Source organism: Geodermatophilus sp. SYSU D00698 (assembly GCF_054050335.1).
Map to the genome: position 1 here is coordinate 302,518 of NZ_JBJGZD010000001.1, position 21,804 is coordinate 324,321.

At 74.0% G+C, this 21,804-nt stretch carries 19 protein-coding genes and 1 tRNA gene; 8 read left to right on the top strand and 12 right to left on the bottom strand.

Annotation, left to right across the window (positions count from 1 at the left end):
• Positions 1 to 216 precede the first annotated feature (216 nt).
• From ACI8AB_RS01570 to ACI8AB_RS01595, 6 genes are all read right to left on the bottom strand, one after another.
• Positions 217 to 1,392, bottom strand: coding sequence for a zinc-dependent alcohol dehydrogenase (locus ACI8AB_RS01570; protein ID WP_456948691.1), 1,176 nt, complete (start codon positions 1,390 to 1,392; stop codon positions 217 to 219).
• Entirely contained in the window at positions 1,389 to 1,877 is a 489-nt protein-coding gene (locus ACI8AB_RS01575; protein WP_456948692.1) for a hypothetical protein, read from the bottom strand. The genes ACI8AB_RS01570 and ACI8AB_RS01575 overlap by 4 nt, the downstream gene beginning before the upstream one ends.
• The gene (locus ACI8AB_RS01580; protein WP_456948693.1) at positions 1,874 to 2,449 is read right to left on the bottom strand and encodes a type 1 glutamine amidotransferase domain-containing protein; all 576 of its coding nucleotides are present in this window, start codon (positions 2,447 to 2,449) and stop codon (positions 1,874 to 1,876) included. Before ACI8AB_RS01580 ends, ACI8AB_RS01575 begins: the two co-directional genes overlap by 4 nt.
• A gap of 1 nt (position 2,450) precedes the next feature.
• Complete coding sequence (locus tag ACI8AB_RS01585) at positions 2,451 to 3,605, bottom strand: glutathione-independent formaldehyde dehydrogenase (RefSeq protein ID WP_456948694.1); 1,155 nt, start codon at positions 3,603 to 3,605, stop codon at positions 2,451 to 2,453.
• A 946-nt stretch (positions 3,606 to 4,551) separates the two neighbouring features.
• Complete coding sequence (locus tag ACI8AB_RS01590; RefSeq protein WP_456948695.1) at positions 4,552 to 5,154, bottom strand: hypothetical protein; 603 nt, start codon at positions 5,152 to 5,154, stop codon at positions 4,552 to 4,554.
• A gap of 16 nt (positions 5,155 to 5,170) precedes the next feature.
• A complete protein-coding gene (locus tag ACI8AB_RS01595) occupies positions 5,171 to 6,310 on the bottom strand; it encodes a zinc-dependent alcohol dehydrogenase (protein ID WP_456948696.1) in 1,140 nt (379 codons plus the stop codon).
• Positions 6,311 to 6,647: 337 nt separating this feature from the next.
• Between ACI8AB_RS01595 and ACI8AB_RS01600 the strand changes: the two genes are divergently transcribed.
• On the top strand, positions 6,648 to 7,421 hold the full coding sequence (locus ACI8AB_RS01600) for a type 1 glutamine amidotransferase domain-containing protein (protein ID WP_456948697.1): 774 nt from the start codon (positions 6,648 to 6,650) through the stop codon (positions 7,419 to 7,421).
• A 224-nt stretch (positions 7,422 to 7,645) separates the two neighbouring features.
• On the top strand, positions 7,646 to 8,674 hold the full coding sequence (locus tag ACI8AB_RS01605; RefSeq protein WP_456948698.1) for a hypothetical protein: 1,029 nt from the start codon (positions 7,646 to 7,648) through the stop codon (positions 8,672 to 8,674).
• Between the two features lie 947 nt (positions 8,675 to 9,621).
• On the opposite strand, the gene ACI8AB_RS01610 is transcribed toward ACI8AB_RS01605, so the two are convergent.
• Positions 9,622 to 10,575, bottom strand: a complete 954-nt coding sequence (locus ACI8AB_RS01610) for a LysR family transcriptional regulator (protein ID WP_456948699.1) — start codon at positions 10,573 to 10,575, stop codon at positions 9,622 to 9,624.
• 193 nt (positions 10,576 to 10,768) lie between these two features.
• On the opposite strand from ACI8AB_RS01610, the gene ACI8AB_RS01615 reads away from it, so the two are divergent.
• Together ACI8AB_RS01615 and ACI8AB_RS01620 are read left to right on the top strand one after the other, a co-directional pair.
• Complete coding sequence (locus ACI8AB_RS01615) at positions 10,769 to 11,782, top strand: response regulator transcription factor (RefSeq protein WP_456948700.1); 1,014 nt, start codon at positions 10,769 to 10,771, stop codon at positions 11,780 to 11,782.
• A 177-nt stretch (positions 11,783 to 11,959) separates the two neighbouring features.
• Complete coding sequence (locus ACI8AB_RS01620; RefSeq protein WP_456948701.1) at positions 11,960 to 13,282, top strand: DUF2254 domain-containing protein; 1,323 nt, start codon at positions 11,960 to 11,962, stop codon at positions 13,280 to 13,282.
• A gap of 161 nt (positions 13,283 to 13,443) precedes the next feature.
• Here the strand turns inward: ACI8AB_RS01620 and ACI8AB_RS01625 are convergent.
• Together ACI8AB_RS01625 and ACI8AB_RS01630 are read right to left on the bottom strand one after the other, a co-directional pair.
• Positions 13,444 to 13,516: transfer RNA gene (locus ACI8AB_RS01625), tRNA-Ala, on the bottom strand.
• Positions 13,517 to 13,611: 95 nt separating this feature from the next.
• Positions 13,612 to 14,466 carry a M23 family metallopeptidase gene (locus tag ACI8AB_RS01630; RefSeq protein WP_456948702.1) on the bottom strand — a complete coding sequence of 285 codons (855 nt, stop codon included), beginning with the start codon at positions 14,464 to 14,466 and terminating at the stop codon, positions 13,612 to 13,614.
• A 547-nt stretch (positions 14,467 to 15,013) separates the two neighbouring features.
• Here ACI8AB_RS01630 and ACI8AB_RS01635 point away from each other — a divergent pair.
• From ACI8AB_RS01635 to ACI8AB_RS01650, 4 genes are read left to right on the top strand one after another with little or no spacing between them, the layout of a single operon-like run.
• Complete coding sequence (locus ACI8AB_RS01635; protein ID WP_456948703.1) at positions 15,014 to 16,567, top strand: mannitol dehydrogenase family protein; 1,554 nt, start codon at positions 15,014 to 15,016, stop codon at positions 16,565 to 16,567.
• Positions 16,564 to 17,343: an HAD family hydrolase gene (locus ACI8AB_RS01640; RefSeq protein WP_456948704.1), complete on the top strand. Its 780-nt coding sequence runs from the start codon at positions 16,564 to 16,566 to the stop codon at positions 17,341 to 17,343. Before ACI8AB_RS01635 ends, ACI8AB_RS01640 begins: the two co-directional genes overlap by 4 nt.
• Entirely contained in the window at positions 17,340 to 18,467 is a 1,128-nt protein-coding gene (locus ACI8AB_RS01645) for a CDP-glycerol glycerophosphotransferase family protein (RefSeq protein WP_456948705.1), read from the top strand. Before ACI8AB_RS01640 ends, ACI8AB_RS01645 begins: the two co-directional genes overlap by 4 nt.
• Complete coding sequence (locus tag ACI8AB_RS01650) at positions 18,454 to 19,272, top strand: phosphocholine cytidylyltransferase family protein (protein WP_456948706.1); 819 nt, start codon at positions 18,454 to 18,456, stop codon at positions 19,270 to 19,272. Before ACI8AB_RS01645 ends, ACI8AB_RS01650 begins: the two co-directional genes overlap by 14 nt.
• Positions 19,273 to 19,299: 27 nt before the next feature.
• Here the strand turns inward: ACI8AB_RS01650 and ACI8AB_RS01655 are convergent, their stop codons facing one another.
• Genes ACI8AB_RS01655 through ACI8AB_RS01665 form a run of 3 tightly spaced genes read right to left on the bottom strand, consistent with a single transcriptional unit; the run spans position 19,300 to position 21,796 of the window.
• Positions 19,300 to 20,385 (bottom strand): hypothetical protein, encoded by a 1,086-nt coding sequence (locus ACI8AB_RS01655; protein ID WP_456948707.1) that lies wholly within the window; start codon positions 20,383 to 20,385, stop codon positions 19,300 to 19,302.
• A complete protein-coding gene (locus tag ACI8AB_RS01660) occupies positions 20,382 to 21,065 on the bottom strand; it encodes an SCO family protein (RefSeq protein ID WP_456948708.1) in 684 nt (227 codons plus the stop codon). Before ACI8AB_RS01660 ends, ACI8AB_RS01655 begins: the two co-directional genes overlap by 4 nt.
• Positions 21,062 to 21,796, bottom strand: coding sequence for a YcnI family copper-binding membrane protein (locus tag ACI8AB_RS01665; protein WP_456948709.1), 735 nt, complete (start codon positions 21,794 to 21,796; stop codon positions 21,062 to 21,064). The genes ACI8AB_RS01660 and ACI8AB_RS01665 overlap by 4 nt, the downstream gene beginning before the upstream one ends.
• Between the last annotated feature and the right edge of the window lie 8 nt (positions 21,797 to 21,804).

Below are 21,804 nucleotides of genomic sequence, written 5' to 3' on the forward strand. Positions count from 1 at the left end.
TGGCGGGTGGCCCGTGATCCGCTGGGCCACCCGCATGACCTGTCAGGAACCGCTGATGTGCTGCCCCAGGTCGGTCACCGAGTTCAGGCCGCCACCACCGCCGTGCTGCCGCGCGCGACGCTCACCGGATGGCGCCGCAGCGGGCCGGCGGGGGCCCGGCGCCGGCCCACCGTCCGGCCCGGCGCCGGGCCCCCGAGCGGTCCGTCCGGTGTCGCCTCAGCCACCCGGACGGAACACCGCACGGACGCACCCGTCCTCCTTCTCCTTGAACATCCGGTAGCCCTTCGGCCCGTCGTCGAGCGGCATCACGTGGGTGGCGAGGTGCTCGGTCCGCACCTCGTCCCGGCTCATGCGCTCGAGGATCTCCGGGACGTAGCGGTGCCCGTGCTGCTGGGCGCCGCGCAGGGTCAGCGCCTTGTTCATCACCGCCCCCATCGGGAACTTGTCCACCAGGCCGCCGAACACGCCCAGCGCGAACACCGTCCCGCCCTTGCGGCAGGCGTAGACGGCCTCCCGGAGGGCGGTCGGCCGGTCTGACTGCAGCCGCAACTGCTGCTTGACCTGGTCGTAGAGGTACTGGGGGCCGTTGCCGTGCGCCTCCATGCCCACCGCCTCGATGCAGACGTCCGGTCCCCGCCCGCCGGACATCTCCCGCAGTTCCGCGGGGACGTCGACCTCCTCGTAGTCGAGGGTCTCCGCCCCGATGTGCGTGCGGACCTGGTCGAGCCGGTTGTCGTACCGGTCGATGACGACGACCCGCTCGGCGCCCATCAGCATGGCCGCACGGGCGGCCATCTGCCCCACGCCGCCGGCTCCCCAGACCGCCACGACGTCGCCCGCTTGGACCCCGGCCTGGTGCGCCCCGGTCCAGCCGGTGGGTGCGGCGTCGGAGGCGAACAGCGCCCGCTCGTCGGAGACGCCGTCGGGGATGGGAAAGGCGCCCTGGTCGGCGTAGGGCACCCGGATGTAGGGGGCGTGGCTGCCCGCCCAGCCGCCCATCGCGTGCGAGTAGCCGAAGCAGCCGCCGATGGACTGGCCCCACAGCGCCTCGGTGATCCCGGGGTTGGGATTGCCGTTGTCGCACAGCGACCACAGCCCCTGCGTGCAGTACCAGCACTGCCCGCAGCCGATGAAGGAGACCACCACCACCCGGTCGCCGACCCGGTGCTCGGTCACCCCGGCCCCGACCTCGGCGACCGTGCCCATGAACTCGTGCCCGAGCACGTCACCGGCGCGCATCGCGGGGATGTAGCCGCCCAGCAGGTGCAGGTCGGAGCCGCAGGTCACTGACAGGCCGACCTCGAGGATGATGTCGTGGTCGTTGAGGAGCTTCGGCTCGGGGACGTCCTCGACGCCGATCTCGTTCACCCCGCGCCAGGTCACCGCCTTCATCGCACACCTGCCCTGGGGGCCATCCGGGTCCACGCCTCCAGGAGCACGCCACCGGGGGTCGCCGTCCGCCTGCCGTGCGGCGCCGGGTCCACCGCCAGCACCTCGCCCACCTCGATGAGCTGCTTGGCCCGGCGCAGCGCGGACCGCAGGTCGGCCTGCGGGTCGCTGCCGCCCAGCCGGCCGAGGGCGGGGCCCGGCGACGGCCGGTCGCGCAACCGGGCCGCGAGCTCGGTGCCCTTGCCGCCCGCGGCCGGGCGGACGCGGACCTCGATCCGTTCGCCGAACCCGGCCAGGGGGGCGGGCAGCCGCGCGGTGTCGACGTCGGACGGCTCGCGGAACACGGTCACCACGAGCCATCCGGACGCCGGCTGGCCCGCGCCGGCCGGCCGGGCGGCGGACGGGTCGATGGCCGACCGCACCTGGCGGACGACGCTCCCGCCGGCGCGGGCGGCGAGGGACGCCACGTTCCCGAGGGAGCTGGTCATGCCCGACCTCCCGCGGCGGCGGTCTGCGGTGCCCGCGCGAACTCCTGCACGATGCGCTCGCAGAAGGCCGGCAGGTCCTCCGGCGACCGGCTCGTCGTGATGTTGCCGTCGGTGACGACCTGCTCGTCGACCACCTCGGCGCCGGCGTTGCGCAGGTCCGTGCGGATGCTTGGGAACGACGTCAGCCGCCGTCCTCGCGCGACGTCGGCCTCGACGAAGTTCCACGGCCCGTGGCAGATGCTGGCCACCGGCTTGCCCGACTCGACGAAGTCCCGCACGAACTCGACCGCCGCCGGCTGCATGCGCAGCTGGTCCGGGTTCACCGTGCCGCCCGGCAGCAGCAGCGCGTCGTACTCGTCCACCGACGCCGCGCCGACCAGCCGGTCGACGTCGAAGGTGCCGGCGTCCTCGAGGTCGTTGTTGCGCGCCTGGATCTCGCCGTCGTGGATCGACAGCACGTCGGTCCGCGCGCCGGCGTCGTCCAGGGCCCGGCGCGGCTGCTCCAGCTCGACCCGCTCCACCCCGTCGGCCGCCAGGATCGCGACCCGCCGTCCGTTCAGCTCCCCGGCCACGTCAGCTCCCCGCCGTCGCCGGGTGCAGGATGACCTTGGTCCAGCCCTCGTCCCGGGCGTCGAAGTGCTCGTAGGCCTCCGGCGCCTGGTCCAGCGGCAGCTCGTGGCTCACGATGAACGACGGCTCGGCCTTGCCCGCGGCGATGAGGTCGCGCAGCTGCCGGTTGTACTTCTTGACCGGCGCCTGGCCGCTGCCGATGTGCTGGCCCTTGAACCAGAACATGCCGAAGTCGAAGGCGAGCTTGCCCTGCTTCGCCAGCTCGTCGCTGGCGCCGGGGTCCTGCGGCACGTAGACGCCGACGGCGCCGATCGTCCCGGTGAAGCGCACCGAGGCGACCAGCCGGTTCATCGTCAGGTTGGCCTGCTCCTGGCCGTCGGGCTCGTGCGCCTGGTAGCCGACGCACTCGCAGCCGTTGTCCGCGCCCAGCCCCATCGTCTCGTCGAGGACGGCCTGCACCGGATCGACCTTCGAGTCGTCGATGGCGATCGCGCCGATCGACTCGGCCAGCTTGAGCCGGTCGGGGTGCCGGTCGACGACCATCACCTTGCCGGCCCCCCGGATGGTGGCCGAGAGAGCGGCCATCAGCCCGACCGGGCCGGCGCCGTAGATGACCGTCTGGTCGCCGGGCTTCACGCCGGCCATCTCGGTGGCGTGGTAGCCGGTCGGGAAGATGTCGGCGAGCATCACGTAGTCGGTCTGGCGCTGCTCGGCGTCCTCACCCAGCCGCAGGCAGTTGAAGTCACCCCAGGGCACGCGCAGCAGCTCCGCCTGCCCACCGGCCCAGGGGCCCATGTCGGCGAAGCCGTAGGCGGCGCCGGCCATCTGCGGCTCCGGCTGCGCGGTCAGGCAGTAGTTCGTGAGCTGCCGCTCGCAGTTCTTGCAGTGCCCGCAGGCGATGTTGAACGGCAGGACGACCCAGTCCCCCACCCGCACCTTGTCGACCCCGTCGCCGACCTCGACCACCTGGCCCAGGTTCTCGTGCCCGAACCAGCGGCCCGTCTCGAAGTCGGTCCGGCCCTCGTACATGTGCAGGTCCGAGCCGCAGATGTTCGCCGAGGTGATCCGCACCAGGACGTCGGTCGGCCGCTCGATCCGCGCGTCCGGTACGTCCTTGACGCTGACCTGGCGGGGTCCGTCGTACACGACTGCCTTCACGCTGCCTCCTCGTCAGGGTGGTCCCGTGCCCGGCTCGGGTCGGGACCTCGATTGCACCCGGCGCGGCGGGGCGCCCGGTATCGGCAGACATGCCGATCCCGGTCGGGTCGACGCCCACCTGGGAGGTGCACCGCCAGAGGCACGCCGGTCCGGGGCAGGGTCGGGTGCGGGGTGCCGGTTCGTACACCGGTCCCGGATCGATGCGGCTGGTGTCGGGACCCCGTGCAGGTACTCGGGCTCGCTGTGCAGCAGACGGTGGACGGCCGCGCCTGCCCGCGCGAGGTCCGGACCGGCGTGCCGAGCGATGTCCTGCAGGTGCTGAGCGCCGGCACCGACCTCCGCCTCGGCCACGGCCCGGTGGAGCCGCGCTCGCACACCGGCAGGTCTGCCGATGGTCTTTCCCGGTGGCATCCACGAGCTCGGGAGCACCGGGCGTGTCTGGCGTGTCCGGTCTCCGCCAGGGCGGCGAGGAGCAGTGCAGTGCTGACTGCAGCGGTGCGGATGCTGCCGTGCACCGGGCCCCGCGGAGCCGCCGCCCACCGGCCGACACCTGGCTCCTGACGTCGACCGTCGGGTCATCCGTCCTCGCGTCCGAGCTCCGGGGCCACGCGTCGTCGCCGGTGGGGAACGACCTGGATGGAGGAGTCGTGAGTGCGTCAGAGCTGGAGGAGACCGGAACCGGGCAGGCCGCCGAACGCATCGGTAGGCGCCGACGACCACGGACGTGACCGATCCGGAGCGGTCCTCCGGAACACCGTCGCCGGCTCGGGTTCCGAGCCGGGTGAAGGCCCCGTCCGGGCGGACGCCGACGAGAGGGTGGATCCCTCGGCCGGCATCGAGTCCCACGACGAGGGGGCTCGTCCGACCTCGACGAGGGGCTCGTCCGACCTCGGCGACCCCGCAGCCGCTGGCTGCGGGGCCGTCGCCCCGATCCGCGCAGGCGCCTTCAGTGCACCGGCCGCTGCCCGTCGGACCCGACGCGCGCCAGCGACCTCGACACGCTCCGGGCACCGGCGTACAGCGCCCCCGCAGCGGCGATCCACGGGCCACCGACGAGCACCGGGTCGAGTACCTGGTGCTTGAGGTCCGTGCGGTGCTGCCCGACCCGCGACCGCAGGCCGTGGTGGGTGAACTCGGCCTTCACCCCGGTCTCGGTGACCGGGTTGTCCGGGTGCAGCGTGAGCAGCGACTTCAGGTGGTGCTCCCACGCGTCCACCCGGTCGGCGAGGACGAGCAGCAGCCAGTGCGCCGCGCGGCCCTCGCTGTAGCGGTAGGCGAAACGGCGGATGACACCGGAGACGCCCGACGGCGGCTGGGCCGTGCCGAACACCGGCGTGAGCATCCCGTGCTCGACCGAACGTTCCCGCGGATACCTCTCCGGCTGTCGCTCCGGGAACTCCCAGTGCGCGCCGGTGAGGTCCTCCTGGAACTGCAGCTTCGGCACCGACGGCCGGTCCTTGGGGTCGAGGTCGACGCCCCAGCCGGGGATGCGCTTGCGCAGTTCCTCGGGCGACTCCGCGATCGGCGGCTTGTGCGGTGTGTAGGTCATCGGGATCTCCTGGTGCTCACGCCGCGGCCGGGACGACGAGGGGCTTGATGCAGCCGTCGAGCTTGGCCGAGAAGATGTGGTACCCCTCGGCGATGTCCTCGAGGGGCACCCGGTGGGTGGCCAGCTCGCTGGGCTTCAGGTGGCCGTTGCGCACGTGCTCGAACAGCCGGGGCCACTGCCGTTTGACCGGGCACTGGTTGGTGTGGATCGTCAGCCCCTTGTTCATCGCGTCGCCGAACTTGACGGCGCTCGGGAGCGGGCCGTACGCGCCCATCACCGAGATGGTCGCGCCCTTGCGGACGGAGTCGATCGCCCAGTTCAGCGCGACCGGGGAGCCGCCCTGCAGCTTGAGCTTGGACGAGGTGACGTGCTGGACGAAGTTGCCGTCCGCCTCGGCGCCCACGCAGTCGATGGCGACGTCCGCGCCGAGGTGGTCGGTGGCCTTCTTCATCTCCAGGACGATGTCGCCGTACTCGGTGAAGTTGTAGGTCTCGGCGTGGGCGAAGGTGCGCGCCTTCTCCAGCCGGTAGTCCAGGTGGTCGATGACGATCACCCGGCCGGCCCCCATCAGCCAGGCCGACTTCGCCGCCACCAGTCCGACCGGCCCGGCGCCGAGGACGATGACGACGTCGCCCTGCACGATGTCGCCGAGCTGCGCTCCGAAGTAGCCGGTCGCCGTCATGTCGGTCAGCAGGACCGCGTCCTCGTCGGGCATCCAGTCCGGGATCTTCGACGGGCCGACGTCGGCGAACGGCACCCGCACGTACTCGGCCTGGCCGCCGTCGTAGCCCCCGGTGGTGTGCGAGTAGCCGTAGATGCCGCCGACGGCGGTGGCGTTCGGGTTGACGTTGTGGCAGTTGGAGTACAGGCCGCGCGCGCAGTACCAGCAGGTGCCGCAGAAGATGTTGAACGGCACCATCACCCGGTCCCCCACCTGCAGGTTCCGCACGGACGACCCGACCTCGTCGACCACACCGATGATCTCGTGGCCGAAGGTGTGACCGATCCGGGTGTCCGGCATCAGCCCGTGGTAGAGGTGCAGGTCCGAGCCGCAGATCGCGGCCAGGGTGACCCGGACGATCGCGTCGTTGGGGTGCTCGATCGCCGGCCGTTCCTTCTCCTCGGCCCTGATCTTGTAGGGGCCTCGGTACACCATCGCTCGCATCGGATCCCCTCTTCAGGGCGCAGGTCCCGGGGCTCGTCGAGGCACCACGGGCGTCCACAGGCCGGCTCCTGCCCACCTGGTTCTGACTCTGCGCCGGCTGTCCCGCGGTACGGAATGGGCAGATCTGCCGATGCTCGACGTCCCTCGGTCCCGCTCTGATGGGCTCGGGCGCCCACGGTGCTGCGTGCCGTCCTCGGCTCGCTCGTCGTCCGCGACCTCAGGGAGATCGAGCAGCCGGCCAGGTCAGGACGACTCCGCGGCGCCCCGATCGAGCCTCCCTGCCGGGAGGTTCCGTCATCGCTTCACCGTCGAGCGACAGGGGAACGACATGCCCACCCGACGCAGGCTCACAGGCCGCAGGATCGCTGTCCTGGCGGCCGACGGCTTCGAGAAGGTCGAGCTGGTGGTTCCCCTGCGAGCTCTGGAGGCGGCCGGCGCCGAGGTGGACGTCGTGTCCCTCCGGCGCGGACGCATCCGGGGAGTGAACCTGCACATGCCGGCCAGCCGGGTCCGCGTGGACAAGACGGTCGGGGAAGCCGATCCCGGCGACTACGACGGGCTGCTGCTGCCGGGTGGGTTCATCAATCCCGACCTCCTCCGGCAGTCCGCCCCGGCACGGGAGCTCGTTCGCGCGTTCGCCGCGAGCGACGAGCCCATCGCGACCCTCTGCCACGGACCGTGGGTGCTCGCCTCGGCGGGCCTCGTGGACGGACGGACCCTCACCTCCTGGCCCGGGATCCGCGACGACCTGGTGAACGCGGGTGCCACATGGCTCGATCAGGAGCTCGTCCGGGACGGGAACCTCACCACCAGCAGAGGGCCCCAGGACATGGCGGCCTTCGTCCGGGGGATGCTCGACGCCTTCGCGAAGGCGTCACCGGAGCCGGCGACGACAGCACCGAGTCGTGAGTCCGATCGGCAACGCGAGGCGCCCGTCGGCTGGGCCGTCGGCGCGCTGCGGTGGTCGCCGAGACCGTCGGCCGCCGCCGTGGTCGGCATCGGCTTGGCCGCCGCCGCCCAGCGCGCCCTGCGTGGCCCGGCTGTGGGGGGCTGGAGGACCCGGGCTGCATCTCGTGCGGGACGACGTCCGCGACCGTGGTAGCGGCCACGGGTCCGGGATGCGACGTTGCACGGGGTCGGAGCCGGCCGCCGCCGCCCACTGCCGCGGCAGCCCGCCTCCGGTGATCCACACGGGAGTCCGTGAGCCGTGCTCCGCGCAGGATGGTGGCCGCCGGCCCTCCCGGCACCCACGCAGACCCGTGCCGCTGACCCTGCCGAACGCCTCGAGCAGTACGTCCACCCGCGCGTGCGGGGAGGTGGGCCGTGATGAGCGGGAGAGAACCGCAGCTCCAGGGGGTGTGGTCGGAGGTCGCGGGCGTCGTCGCATCGTCCGCCACCGTGCAGGAACGGGCTGCCGAGCACCTGCGGAAGCTCGGGCGGATCCTGCCCTTCGACGCCGGCTGGCTCGCCGTGCGCGACCCCGAGCGGCAGACCCACGTCCCGCTGGCCACCACCGGTCCGGTTGAGGCACTCGTCGCCTACTTCGGCCGTCCGGAGGCCGACGAGGAGGTGGACCTGCTGGGCCTCAACCGGCACCGTCCGCCGATGCTGGCCAGTGAGATCCCGAGCCCCCTGTCCGAGGTCCGCGCGTGGGCCGACCACCTGCTCCCGGCGGGTTTCCGCCAGGGCCTGGCGGCCCCGCTGTTCACGACGGACGGCCGGCACATCGGCTTCCTCAGCCTGCTCTCCGCCGATCCGTCGCGGCCGGGCCGGGCTGACCGGAGGGTCGTCGCGGCCGTCACCACGGTGATCGCCGACGACCTGGACCGGACCCGGGACATGGCCGAGACCTCCCGGATCGTCGGGAACGCCGGCGCCGGTGTCGTCCTCACCCACGGAGGCGACGTCCTGCCGCTGCCAGGTCTGCCCGACGACCGCCTGTTGACGCCGGGTTCACCGCTCCTCGGGGTCGCCGCCGACGAGCTGGCCGTCAGCGGCGCGTACACCTCGTTCCTCGCCCCGGCACCGGGGACCGGCGGCGAGCAGCTGATCCGGGTCACCGCGCTCGACCTCGCCCGCCCGGACCTCGACCACCTCTCCGCCGCGGTTCTCCTGAGCGCACCGGGCGACCTGCGCGGCCTCACCGTCCTGGACCTCCGCGTCCTGGGCCTCGTGGTCGAAGGCGTCCCCGACATCCCGGCCCTCGCGCAGTCACTCCACGTGGCCGCGGACGCCGTGGCCGACTCCCTGGAGCGGAGCCTGGTCGCCCTGGGGACCAGCGACCTCACGGCCGCCACGGTGCGCGCTCTGCGCGGCGGGTTCCGCATCCCCCCGGGGACGACGGGACCGACCTGAGCGATCCGTCGCGCAGCCGGGTCATCGGTCGTTCCGCCGATGCCGCCGCTCGGGGTCCCCGGGATGTCGTGCCCTCGAGGGCTTCCTGGCGGTGCGATGACATCCAGGCCGCGACCACGGCCCGCAGGCCGGCCACGGAGCCGTCCCCGGGACACGACCCGCTGACTCGCGGGCTCGGTGTGGCCAGCGCCGCGCTCGGCCTCCCGCAGGTGACCAGACCAGCGGACTCCGCACGGAGTACCGGCGTCGGTGGCGCCCCACGGCAGCGCGTGGTCACCGAACTGGTCGGCGTTCGCGCACTGGCCGCCGCAGCCGGCCTGTTCGCCCGCCGCCCGCACCCCGGGTGGCGGTGGGGCCGGGTGTGCGGCGTGCCCTGGACGTCTCCCTGATGACGCGGGCGCTCCGCGACCACGACGGTCACGACCAGCAGCGCACAGCCGCGTCCATGGCCGGCCTCGCCGTCACCACCGCCGTCGACCTCCACACAGCCGTCACCCGCACGATCCGGGAGGGGACCGCGACACCCACGGAGCCGACCGGCGGCCGCGGGCCGGACACGTGCATCGACGCCGTCGGCATGGAGACCACCCACGGCGCCGCACACGTGCTCTCCACGACCGGGCCGAGCAGGCCCGTCCGGTCCGGGACCGACCGGCCGCACGCCCTGCGCCAGGCGATCACCTCCGCCGCAGCGGAGGCATCGTCTCGGTCATCGGGGTGTGCGGCGGGCATCGACGAGTTCCCGGCCGGCTCCCGGATGACCCGCTCCCCGACCCTGGAGACCGGGCAGTGCCACGTCCAGCGGTACACGCGTCCGCTGCTCGAGCGCATCGAGCGCGGCGAGATCGCCCCCACCCGGGTGAGCACCCACCGCCTGCCCCTGGCCGAGGCACCGCACGGTCACGACGTCCTCGAGCACGAGCAGGAGCGCTGCGAGAAGGTGGTCCTCACACCGTGGTCGACGTCCCGGTACCGCCACCGAGGTGCTCGGCTGCCTCGATGGCGGTACCGGGGTCCCGCGCGGATCGCACCAGGAAGTCGACGAGCTTGCGGACGGACTGCCCGGCCGGGGCCCGCCAGACGGCCTCCAGTTCGAGCCGCAGGTCGGGCTCGAGACGCCGGGCCTCGACCCCGTCGACACCCATGCCGTCGACGACGCCCAGGATGCCCGCGGCCATGCCACCGCCCGCTGCGACCGCGCGCAGCATGGCCCCGGGACTGTTGAGCAGGTTCGGTTCGACGACGACCTGGCCGGGACCGGCGCCACCGGGGAAGAAGTGGTCCACCGTGCGGTCCCAGATGCCGGCGAACGGTCCGCGCGGGAACATGACCAGCACCTCGCGGGCGAGGGCAGCGACCGGCACCCTCGCCGAGTCGGCCGCCCGGTGCCCCAGCGGCAGGACGACGCCGAACAGCACCGAGCCGAGGACGACGCCGTCGAGGTCGCGGTCCACCGGTCGACGGCTCCAGACGACCGCCGCGTCGGCACGGGCCTGACGGACGGCCTCCAGCGCGTCGTCCCCCCGGCTCGAGCTCACCGAGACCTCGACCCCGTCGATGCCCTCGGCCAGCCCGCTGAGCGGACCGTCCAGGACCAGGTCGGCCATGTTGGCGACCCGGAGGCTCAACCGCTCGCGTCCCGTACCAGCGGCGCGCACCGCCTCTGGTGCCCGCTCCACCTCGGCGACGATCACCCTGGCTCGCTCGACCAGCACCTGCCCGGCGATCGTGAGCTCCACCCGCTGCGGCGTGCGCTCGAAGAGCGGCACGTGCAGCTCTCGTTCCAGGGCCTGGATCTGCTGGGAGAGGGAGGGTGCGGCGATGTGCAGCCGGTTCGCCGCACGGCTGAAGCGCCCTTCCTCGGCCACCGCCAGGAAGTACCTGAGCTGGCGCAACTCCATGATCCACGCTACTGCTCCGCGGTGCACCCGCGTCGGTGACCTCGTTAGCCGGTACCTCAGACCACTGCGACTCTTTCGTCATCGTGAACGGGACTACTCCGTCCCGCTTCGCGGTAACCGGGCACCCGGGGCAGACGTCGGCACCGTTGAACAGACAGCGTGCATGGCCGAGGTGGCGGTCCCGGGAGCGCCGATGGACGAGACCGTGGGCCTCGAACTGGCCGAGATCGCCCACTCGGCCAGTCCCCTCCCCGAACGTTCGCAGGAGATGCTGGAGCTGCTCCATCGCCTCGTGCCGTTCGACGCCGCGTGGCTGGCCACTGCCGATCCGATGAGCAGCAGCTACACGTGCACGGCCAGTACCGGCCTCGACCAGATCACCGTGCAGTACCTGAGCGGTCCCACCACGGCGCACGACATCGAGGTGACCCACACCGACCCCGCGTGCCCGCCGCTGAGCCCGTCCGACCTGCCCTACCCGGCCGCAGACCTGCCGACGTGGGCCGAGTGCCTCCTCCCCGCCGGCTTCCACGAGGCCCTGGGCGTCGCCCTGTTCGACGGAGGCCGGCGCCACGTCGGACACCTGGCGCTGCTCTTCCACAGCACGCAGCCGCCCCCTCTGGGCCTGCGGCGTCGACTGCACCACCTGGCGCCCGTCCTGGCGCGCGGGTCGGACCCGTTGCGCTCGCTGGCCGCGGCAACACGGGTGGTGCGGGGGGCGACCGCCGGCGCGGTGCTGTGCCGCGACAGCGCCACCCGGCCGCTGCCCGGCCTCGACGGTGACGCACTGCTCGCCGAGGGGTCGCCCGTCGTCACCGTCGCGCGCTCGTGCATCGACGACGGCCGGGTGTTCGCGTCCTTCCTGTGGCCCCGCGGAGGACGCCATGCCCCGGACGGGCACGTCCGCGTGACCGTCCTGGCCAGTCCGAGCGAGGCACCGGCGATCGTGCTGGGAACGGTCGTCCTCTCCCCCATGACCGACCTGCGGGGCCTGACGCCGCGCGAGCTCGAGGTGCTCGGGTTGCTGGTCGACGGGTGTTCCAACCAGCAGATCGCCCGCGCGCTGGTCGTGGCCCCGCGCACCGTCGCTGCCCACCTCGAGCACGTCCTCGTCAAACTCGATGCGCCCACGAGGACGCTCGCCGCGGTGCGGGCCGAGCGCGAGGGCCTCTACGTGCCCCTGGTCCCGTCGCCCTGCCGGACCTGAATCGGGCGTTCTGCCGATGGTGCTCCCCCGTCCGCATCGATTCCATGGGAGGACCTGGCGCGCCACGAGGTCGCCGGGTCGAGCGCGTCCGCACGAGCGCATCCGTCCATCCGGAGGGGAGAGCATGACCGCGTACGAGTCGTCCACCCGGGCGGCCGGCCCGCAGGCCTCCAGCGCATGAGTCGGCTACGGATCCAGCGCTTCGTCCGCACCAGCATGTGGCTGCTGCCGGTGGGCTGCCTCGCTGCGGGCGCCCTCCTCGCCGTCGGAACGCTCGCCGTGGACCGGGCGACGGGCTACCGGCTCGTCCCGCAGACGCTGACGGGGACGCCGTCCGACGCCCAGACGATCCTGTCCTCCTTCGCCACCGCCATGGTGTCGCTGACCAGCCTCGTCCTGACGGTCACCCTGGTCGCGGTCCAGCTGGCGATGGGGCAGTTCTCGCCCCGCATCGTGGGGGCGCTGCTCACCGACCGGTGGAGTCAGCTGGCGATCGGGTTGTTCGGCGCGAGCTTCCTGGTCGCGGTGCTGACCCTCCGCGAGATCCGCGGCTCCGACACCGGCACCGTGCCCGGGCTGTCGATGCTGCTGTGCTACCTCCTGATGCTCGCCAGCATCGTCGTGCTCGTCCTGTTCGTGCACCACACCGGCCAGGGCCTGCGCGTCGCCGGGCTCATCGACCTCGTCGGCGACCGGAGCCGCGAGTTCATCGTCCGCGAGCACGGGGAGCGGCCCGTCGTCACCGGCGGCCCGGACGAGATGGTCGCCGTGCAGCCGGGCAACGTGATCCGCGTCGACCGCCCGGCACTGGTCGCCGCGGCCCGGCGGGCGGACTGCGTGCTGGAGCTGGTCCCCGTCGTCGGGGACTTCGTCGTCGGCGGCGCGCCCCTGTTCCGGGTGCACCCGGGCACCCGGTCGCCGGCGAGCGCCGACGGCCCCTCGGCCGGTCGGCTCCGGGCCACCGACGTCACCCGCCACGTCCTGCTGGGCCCGGAGCGCGTGCACACCGAGGACCTCGCCTACGGCTTCCGCAAGCTCGTCGACATCGCCGTGCGGTCGATCGCACAGCCGTTCAACGACCCCACGACGACGGTCCAGGCGCTGCACCGGCTGCACGACCTGCTGCGCCAGATCGCCGCTCGCCCCCTGCCCTGCGGTGAACACCGCGACGAGGACGGCGTGGTGCGCCTGCTCGAACGGACCGTCAGCTGGGACGGCTACGTCCGGCTGGCCTTCGACGAGATCCGCCTGGCCGGGGCGTCGGAGCCGCAGGTGACCCGGAAGATGTGCGCGGCGCTGGCCGACCTCGAGAGCGTGGCACCGCCCGACCGGCAGGGGCCGCTGGACCGCCAGCGCCGGCTGCTGGACGCCGCCGTCCGGCGCGCCCACGAGGACGAGGAGGACGTCGTCGCAGCGCTCACCCCGGACACCGAGGGCATCGGGTCGGGGGCCGACGTCACCGCCGCGCCACGACCTCAGCCGGCTCGCGCACCGTACTGAGCCGGCCGGGTGCCGGCCTACCCGTCGCGGGGAGTCGGGAGCCGGACCTCCCACGCTGCTCCTGGGCGGGAACTGCCGGGCCACAGCCAGCCGCGCACGCAGACGGCGACCAGAGACGACTCAGGCCGTTCCCCCGGAGGGGAACGGCCTGGTCATCGGGGTGGAGCTGAGGGGACTCGAACCCCTGACCCCCACACTGCCAGTGTGGTGCGCTACCAGCTGCGCCACAGCCCCGTTCCTCGGCCCGCCCGGTCTCGCTCGGGCCACGGAGAACTATACGACGTCCGGAACGGCCCCCCGCGGCGGGGGGTCGTCCCGCGCGTCGCGGGTCAGACCTCGACCCCGCGCTCGGCCAGCCACGGCACCGGGTCGATCCTGCGGCCGTCCATCCCGCCCTGGTGCACCTCGAAGTGCAGGTGCGGACCGGTCGACTGGCCGCGGTTGCCCAGCAGCGCGATCGTCTCACCGGCCTCCACGTACTGGCCGGGCTCGACGAGGATCTCCTCCATGTGGCCGTAGACGGTGACGTCGCCGTTCTCGTGGAGGACGTAGACGGCCAGGCCGAAACCGCTGGCCGCACCGGCCCGGACGACGACGCCGTCCATGGCCGCGTACTCCGGCGTCCCGATGGGGGCGGCCAGGTCGATGCCGTAGTGGAAGGTGCCCCACCGCGAGCCGTAGCCGCTGGTGAACCGCGCACCGTCGACCGGCAGCACGGCCTCGGGTCGTGCCGCCTCGCGGGCGGCCTCCGCGGCGGCGGCCTCGGCCGCGGCCCGCTCCGCGCGGCTGGCCGCGACCTCCTGCAGGCGCGCCTGCGCCTCCGCCTCGGTGATCGAGGCCATCGGCATGACCTCGAGGGACTCCTCGCCGGTGGCCAGCTCCATCTGCGCGCCGAGCACCGCCGTGGACCCGCCCTCCGCCCCGGACCCGCCGGGCACCCCGACGACCCCGGCGCCGATCGCGCCGGCCACGAGCGCCGCGAGCAGCAGCTGGGGACGGCGGTCGCGCAGGCCGCGACGGCGGGCGCGCGGGGCGGCGAGCGCGGTGGCCGGCTCGGCGGCCGCGGCGGGGACGGGCAGGGCGGTGGTGGCCGGCGCGGGGACGTCGTCGGCGGCCTCGGCGGCGGACCGCGGGACGGGGACGCCGGCGGGGCGGACCGGCGGGAAGCCGCGCAGCGGGGACACCGGGTGGTCCGCCGCGGTCCAGGAGTCGCCGGTCCGGGGACCGGGGACCGCCGCGAGGGAGCCGCTGACGGGACGGGTCAGCAGACCCGCATCACTCCGGTGACTAGCCAAGGCGCGTACCCCGCTCGCTCGTGGGAAGCGGCCCGTCCGGGCCCGATCGAGTCGTGTCGATCCAAACACACCGTGACCTCTCCGTGACCCGGAGTGCGGCGTGTCCGCTCGTGACACGCCGTGTGCGCTGTGTCACGAGCGGCTGTGTTTACGACGGGGTCCTCCCGGGGACATGACTTCATCCGGCGTGGAGCAGCCCGCGCCGGTCCGACGAGACCGCCGGGCCGACGCCCCCACGCCAGGTGCCCGCGTGAGCACACTCCGCGGGCAGTGTCGCGACCCACCGGCGCGACGCACCGCACGACGGCCCCACCGCGACCCTCCGCCCCTGGAGGTGCACCCGGATCGGCCGGCGTGGTCCCATGATCGTCCCGTGCCGCGCGGGGGCGGCCGGTCGCGCGCCGGCCGAGCACCGACAGGAAGGACCGATGCCTCGATGGCACAGCCCGAGCGCTTCCCGCGGCACCTCCCGCGGGCCGGCACGGCCGCGCAGCCGACGGCACTGCCCGTCGGCCGCGTCCGGCCGTTGACCGCGGCGACGCTCGAGCAGCACGGGGCCCGGCTCACCGTCCCCACCTACGACCGGGCGGCGCTGACCCCGTCGGTCGTGCACCTGAGCGTGGGCGGGTTCTCCCGCGCCCACCAGCTCACCTACTTCGACGAGGTCGCCCAGCAGCGGATCTCCGCGGAGTGGGGCGTCGTGGGCGTCGGCCTGCGCGCCCGGCGGCTGCGGGAGGCCCTCGCGCCGCAGGACAACCTCTACACCGTGGTCGAGCGCAGTCCCGACGGTGAGCGGGCCCGGGTGGTCGGCGTCCTCACCGACTACCTGTTCGCCCCCGACGCCCCGGACGCGGTCCTCGACCGGCTCAGCGACCCGCGCACCCGCGTGGTCACCATGACGATCACCGGCGCCGGGTACCTGCTCGACCCCACGACCGGCGTCTTCGCCCCCGACGACGACGTCCGGCACGACCTCGCGCACCCCGGCGCCCCGCGCACCGTGTTCGGCTTCCTCGTCGAGGCCCTCGACCGCCGCCGCCGGGCCGGCACGGCGCCGTTCACCGTCGTCTCCTGCGACAACCTGCACCGCAACGGCGACGCCACCCGCACCGCCGTCACCGGGTTCGCCGCGCTGCGCGACGAGGTCCTCGCCCGGTGGATCACCGACCGCGTCGCCTTCCCCAGCAGCATGGTCGACCGGATCACCCCGCAGACGACGCCCGAGGAGCGCGAGGCGCTCGCCCGCCGGCACGGGATCGACGACCGCTGGCCGGTCGTCACCGAGCCGTTCTCCCAGTGGGTGATCGAGGACTCCTTCTGCAACGGCCGCCCGCCGCTGGACGCGGTCGGCGTCCGGTTCGTCCGCGACGTCACCGACCACGAGCTGATGAAGACCCGGCTGCTCAACGCCAGCCACTCCGCGCTCGGCTACCTCGGCACGCTGGCCGGGCACGAGCGGATCGACGTGCTCATGGGCGACCCGGTGTTCGCCGCGTACGCCGCCCGGCTCATGGACGACGAGGTCACCCCGCTGATCCCCGTGCCGGAGGGCATCGACCTCGACGAGTACAAGGCCACGCTGCTGCAGCGCTTCGCCAACCCGGCCATCGCCGACCGGCTGTCCCGGCTGTGCCGCCGCGGGTCGACCAAGCTGCCGCACCACCTGCTGCCCTCGCTGCGCCAGGCCCTGGCCGAGGACCGCCCGCACGCGCTGCTGACCCTGGCCCTCGCCGGCTGGGTCCGCTACCTGCAGCAGGCCGACGAGCACGGCCGGTCGCTGCCGATCGAGGACGACCGCGGGCTGCACCTGCAGGCCCTGGCCCGCGCCGGCGGCGACGACCCGCGCCTGCTGCTGACCGACGAGCCGGTCTTCGGCGACCTCGGCTCGGTCCCCGGGTTCCCCGACGAACTCGCCGACGCCGTGCGCCGGCTCCGGTGCGACGGCGTCCGGGAGACCGTCGCCGCCGCCACCGCCGCGAGCGCCCGGTGACCGCGCCCCGCACCGGCGGGGCGGCCGCGGTCCTCCCCCGCGACGTCGTCGCGGGCCTGACCGCGCTGCTGTGCGACGCCGACGGCAACCTGTTCCCCTCCGAGGAGCCGGCCTTCGTCGCCTCCGCCGAGGTCACCAACCGCTTCCTCGCCGAGCTCGGCGACGCGCGCCGGTACACCCCGGAGGAGCTGCGCCTGGCCACCACCGGGATGAACTTCCGGACGACGTCGCGCCGGCTGGCCGCCGAGGCCGGCCGCCCCGAGGTCGACGTCGAGCCGTGGGTGGCCGAGGAGAAGCGCGCGGTCACCGCCTACCTGGGCGAGCACCTGCGCCCGCACGGGCCGACGAACGCCGCCCTCAGCGCGCTCGCCCCGCACCTGCGCCTGGCCGCGGTGAGCTCCAGCGCGCTGGCCCGGCTCGCCGCCTGCTTCACCGCCACGGACCTGGACGCGCTGATCCCGCCGTCGGCCCGGTTCAGCGCCGAGGACTCGCTGCCGGTGCCCACGAGCAAGCCCGACCCGGCGGTGTACCTGTACGCCTGCGAGCGCCTGGGGATCGCCCCCGGGCAGGGCCTCGCCGTGGAGGACTCCGTCCCGGGGGCACTCTCCGCGGTCCGCGCGGGTTGTCCCACGGTGGGGAACCTGCTGTTCGTCCAGCCCGCCGAGCGCGCCGAGCGCGAGGCCGCGCTGTGGGAGGCCGGCGTGCTCGCCGTCGTCTCGTCCTGGCAGGAGCTCGCCGACCTGCTGCTGCCCGTCCTGACCGGAGGTGGTCGATGAGGATCGTCTACACCAGCTTCCGCGGCCTGTTCTCCGACAGCCCGCGCGCCGTCTACGAGGCGCTGGTGGCGCGCGGCGACGACGTCACGCACACGTGGCTGACCGCGCCGGTCGCCGAGTCCGCCTTCCCGGCCGACGTCGAGACCGTCCCGTTCGGCAGCCCGGAGAGCATCGCCGCGCTCGAGGCCGCCGACGTCGTCGTGTCCAACGACCACGTGCCGCTGGACTGGGAGAAGCGCCCGGACGCCTTCTACCTGCAGACCTGGCACGGCACCCCGCTCAAGCGGATCCACAACGACGTCCTCTGGGCGCCGGAGGGCCGGCTGGCCTACCTGGAGCACGACATCGCCCGCTGGGACGCGATGCTCTCCCCCAACCCCTACAGCACCGGCCGGTTCCGCCAGGCCTTCGGCTTCCGCGGGCCGGTGCACGAGACCGGCTACCCCCGCAACGACCTGCTCTCCAGCCCCGAGCGGGACGCGGTGCGCGCGCGGGTGCGGGCCGGGCTCGGCATCGACGACGACGCCCGCGTCGTCCTCTACACGCCCACCTGGCGCGACGACCTGGTCTTCGAGGGCACCGGGGAGCGCGACTTCGACTTCCCGGTCGACCTCGCGGACTTCACCGACCGGCTCGGCAAGGACCACGTGCTGCTGCTGCGGCTGCACAACATGGTCTCCGACCGGCTCGAGTCGATCGACGGGATGCCGGTGCAGGACGTGTCGTCGTACCCGGACATCCGCGACCTGTACCTGGCCGCCGACGTGCTGGTCACCGACTACTCGTCGACGATGTTCGACTTCGCGGTCACCGGGAAGCCGATCCTGCTGTTCCCCTACGACCTCGACGAGTACCGCGACCGGCTGCGCGGCTTCTACGTGGACCTCGAGGAGGTCGCGCCCGGGCCGATCGTGACGACCAGCGGGGAGCTGGTCGACGCGCTCGCCGACCTGGACGCCGTCACCGCGGAGCACGCCGACCGCTACCGGTCCTTCCGCGAGACCTACACCGCCCTGGAGGACGGCAACGCCACCGGGCGCGTCCTCGACCTGTTCTTCCCGCCCGGCGGCCCCGCCGGCGCGGCTGACTCGACCCGAGGAGGGGACGACAGTGCGCATCGCTGACCTCGTGCAGACCCGAGTGCCCGGCCGCAGGACCGGAACGGTCCGGCCGGCCGCCCGCACGCAGCCCTTCCCGCCGCAGGTGGTCATCCTGGCCGCCGGGATGGGCACCCGGCTGGGGCGCCCGCTGCCCAAGCCGCTGACCCCGCTGGTGGACGGCCGCAGCATCCTGCACCGCCAGCTGGACACGCTCGCGCAGGTCTTCGGCCCCGCCGTCGACGTCACCGCCGTCGTCGGGTTCCAGTGCGAGCTGCTCATGCAGGCCGCGCCCGACCTGCGCTTCGCCTACAACCCGCACTTCGCGCGGACCAACACCTCCAAGAGCCTGCTGCGCGGCCTGCGCACCACCCGCGAGGGCGGCGTGCTGTGGCTCAACGGCGACGTCGTCTTCGACGCCGCCGTGCTGGAGGCCGTGCTGCCCACGCTGCAGGCCGACGAGAGCTTCGTGTGCGTCGACACCTCCACCGTCGCCGACGAGGAGGTCAAGTACACCCTCGACGGGGAGGGTTACATCGCCGAGCTGTCCAAGACGGTGAAGGGCGGCCTGGGCGAGGCCGTGGGCATCAACTACGTCTCCTCGGCCGACAAGGCCGTGCTGGTCGAGCACCTCGACGGCTGCGGCGACCAGGACTACTTCGAGCGCGGCATGGAGACGGCGATCATCGAGGCCGGCGTGCGCTTCCGGCCGGTGGACATCTCGCGGTGGGCCGCCGTCGAGGTCGACTTCGAGGCCGACCTGGACCGGGCCAACGAGATGCTCTCCGGCGCCCGCCCGCACCTGCACCCGGTGCCGGACGGAACCGCCTAGCCGGAACTGCCCCCGGGCCCCGGCCGGTCAGGCGACCGGCTGGGGCTCCGGGGCGGGGTCCTGCGGGCGGGCCCGCTCCGGGTCGCGGAAGCGCCGGGCGGCGGCCAGCCCGCCGACGACCAGACCGGCACCACCGGCCACGAGCACGGCGACCGCCACCCGGGCGAGCAGCTCCGGGCCGCCGGTGGCGACGTGCGCGCTCCACAGCACGTCGACGTCGGGCAGGCCCTGCACCAGCAGCAGCCAGCCGAGCACGACCGCGCACAGCCCGGCCACGACCCCGCGGCCGCGCCGGGCGGCGACCCGGCCGAGCACCGCCACCAGCGCCGCGGTGACCGCCGGCAGCAGCGCGGACACCACCGCCGCCCCGTGCGAGGACACCGTCACCGGGGGCTCGGGCGTGCTCGCCGCGTGCCAGAGCGCGGCGGCACCGCCCGCGACCAGCGCCCAGCCCAGCGGCCGCGGCGCCCGGGCCAGCAGGCCGGCGGCCGCGACGGCGGCGGCCAGCGCGAGGTGCAGCCCCCAGGTGAGCGCCGTCGGCGGCGGCGGGCTCCAGGTGAGCACCCCGCGCACGGTCAGCGCGGTGTCGCCGTGCCGCATCGGGACGGTCCAGGCGAACACCGTCTGCGCCCGGTCGGGGTCGGCCGCGACCGCCGGCGGCAGCTGCCCCTCGGTCATCCAGTGCGTGCGGTGGTCGTGCCAGGTGTACTGCGGCTCGGTGGAGACGCGCACCCACTCCGGCTCGGCCCGCGGGTCGGCGTCCGCGGGCAGGGTGACCCGGCCGAAGCGGTCGAGGTTGATGTAGGTGGCCGGGCTGTGCGCGTTGCGCCAGACGCCGTCCGGGCCGATCCGCAGGTAGGGCTCGTCGGAGTAGCCCGGCACGGCCACCTCGGTGCCGGTGGTGTTCACCAGCTCCAGGGAGTCCCCGAACTCCAGCACCCGGACGCTCACCCCGGGCACCGGCGGCTGCAGCGAGGTGACCCGGCCGTCGAAGTCGCTGCCGGCGACCTCCCCGCCGACGTGCGCCTGCGCCGGCCCGGCGAGGGCCAGCGTGGCCAGCACCCCGAGCAGGACGACCAGCAGCCGCGCGCCGGCGGCCCGCGGGCCGCTCACGCGCCGTCGGCGACCAGGGCCAGGTCGCCGGCGATGTCCCGCGCGGTGTTGCCGGCGTCGAACGCAACGTGCGCCCGGTCGTCGGCGCCGTAGAGCAGCAGCAGCGAGCTGTGCAGCCGGCCGTCCTCCTCGGCCAGCGGCACGCCGGCCGACAGCTGCGCCTGGTCGATCGCGTCCTGGTCGCCGGTCAGCCCGACGAACTGGGTGGACAGGTCGGCGTCGAACCGGTCCAGGTACTCCCCCAGCACCTGCGGGGTGTCGGTGGCCGGGTCGGTGGTCACGAACACCACCCGCACCTGCCCGGCCAGCGCCGGGTCGGTGTCGCGCAGGGCGAGGGCGACGTCGGCCATCGTCGTCGGGCAGATGTCGGGGCAGTTCGTGTAGCCGAAGAACAGCAGCGTCGGGCGCCCCGCCGTGACGGACGCGAAGTCGTAGGACGCGCCGGTCTGGTCGGTCAGGGTGAACGCGGGCCGCTGGTAGGGGTCGGGCAGGTCGAGGCCGGCGTAGGTGTCGTCGGGCCCCTCCACCGTGGCGAGGGAGCCGCCGGAGTGGTCCCCGTCGGCGTGGGAGTGGCCCTCGGCGGCCGCCGCCTGGTCCCCGTCGTCGGAGCCGCAGGCGGACAGCGCCAGGCCGGCGGCGAGGAGCAGCGCGGCGCTCCGGCCGCGTCCGGGAGCGGTCACGAGGACACGGTACGTCGGCCGGCGCGGTATCCGAGGGCGACGCCCGCGACCCCGACGGCCAGCGCCAGGATGGCGAGGAACAGCGCCAGCCCGGCCGGCGCGTTGCTGACCTCGGCGTCGTGGGCGTGCTCGTCCGTGGCGGCCGCGGTGTCGGTGGCCGTGCCGTCCCCGGACGAGGCGGCGGTCAGCGCCAGGGTCGGCGCCGGGTTCGCCGGCTCCTCCTGGCCCTCGACGGTCGGCTCGATCCACGCCGACTCGGTGCCGTCGCTGTAGGTCTGCACCGTGGGGAACGACAGCGTGTCGGCGTCCGGGAACGGGCCGCCGGACAGCGAGAACTCCTGGAACTGGCCGGGCGCGATCCCGCCGCCGGCGTCGGCGCGGAACTCGACCACCGACACGTAGCTGGTGATCTCCGTCCCGTGGTTGTCGACCGGCCCGGGCAGCTCGGCGGAGGTCGTGACGACCGACCAGCCCGGCACCGGCATCGTCCGCAGCGAGGCCAGCACCTCGTCCTCCGGGATCGAGATGCGCACCGAGACGGTGCTCGCGGTGTCGCTCTCGTTGGGCACCCGGAAGGTCAGCTTCCCGTAGCCGCCGGCGGCGGCGTCGGCCGACGAGACCGTCACGTGCGCCGACGCGGTGGCGGCGACCACGACGGACGCGACCAGGGCGGTCAGCACGGCGGCCAGGACGACGCCGGCACGGGCCAGCGGTCGCAGGATGAGGGACACGGTTCTCC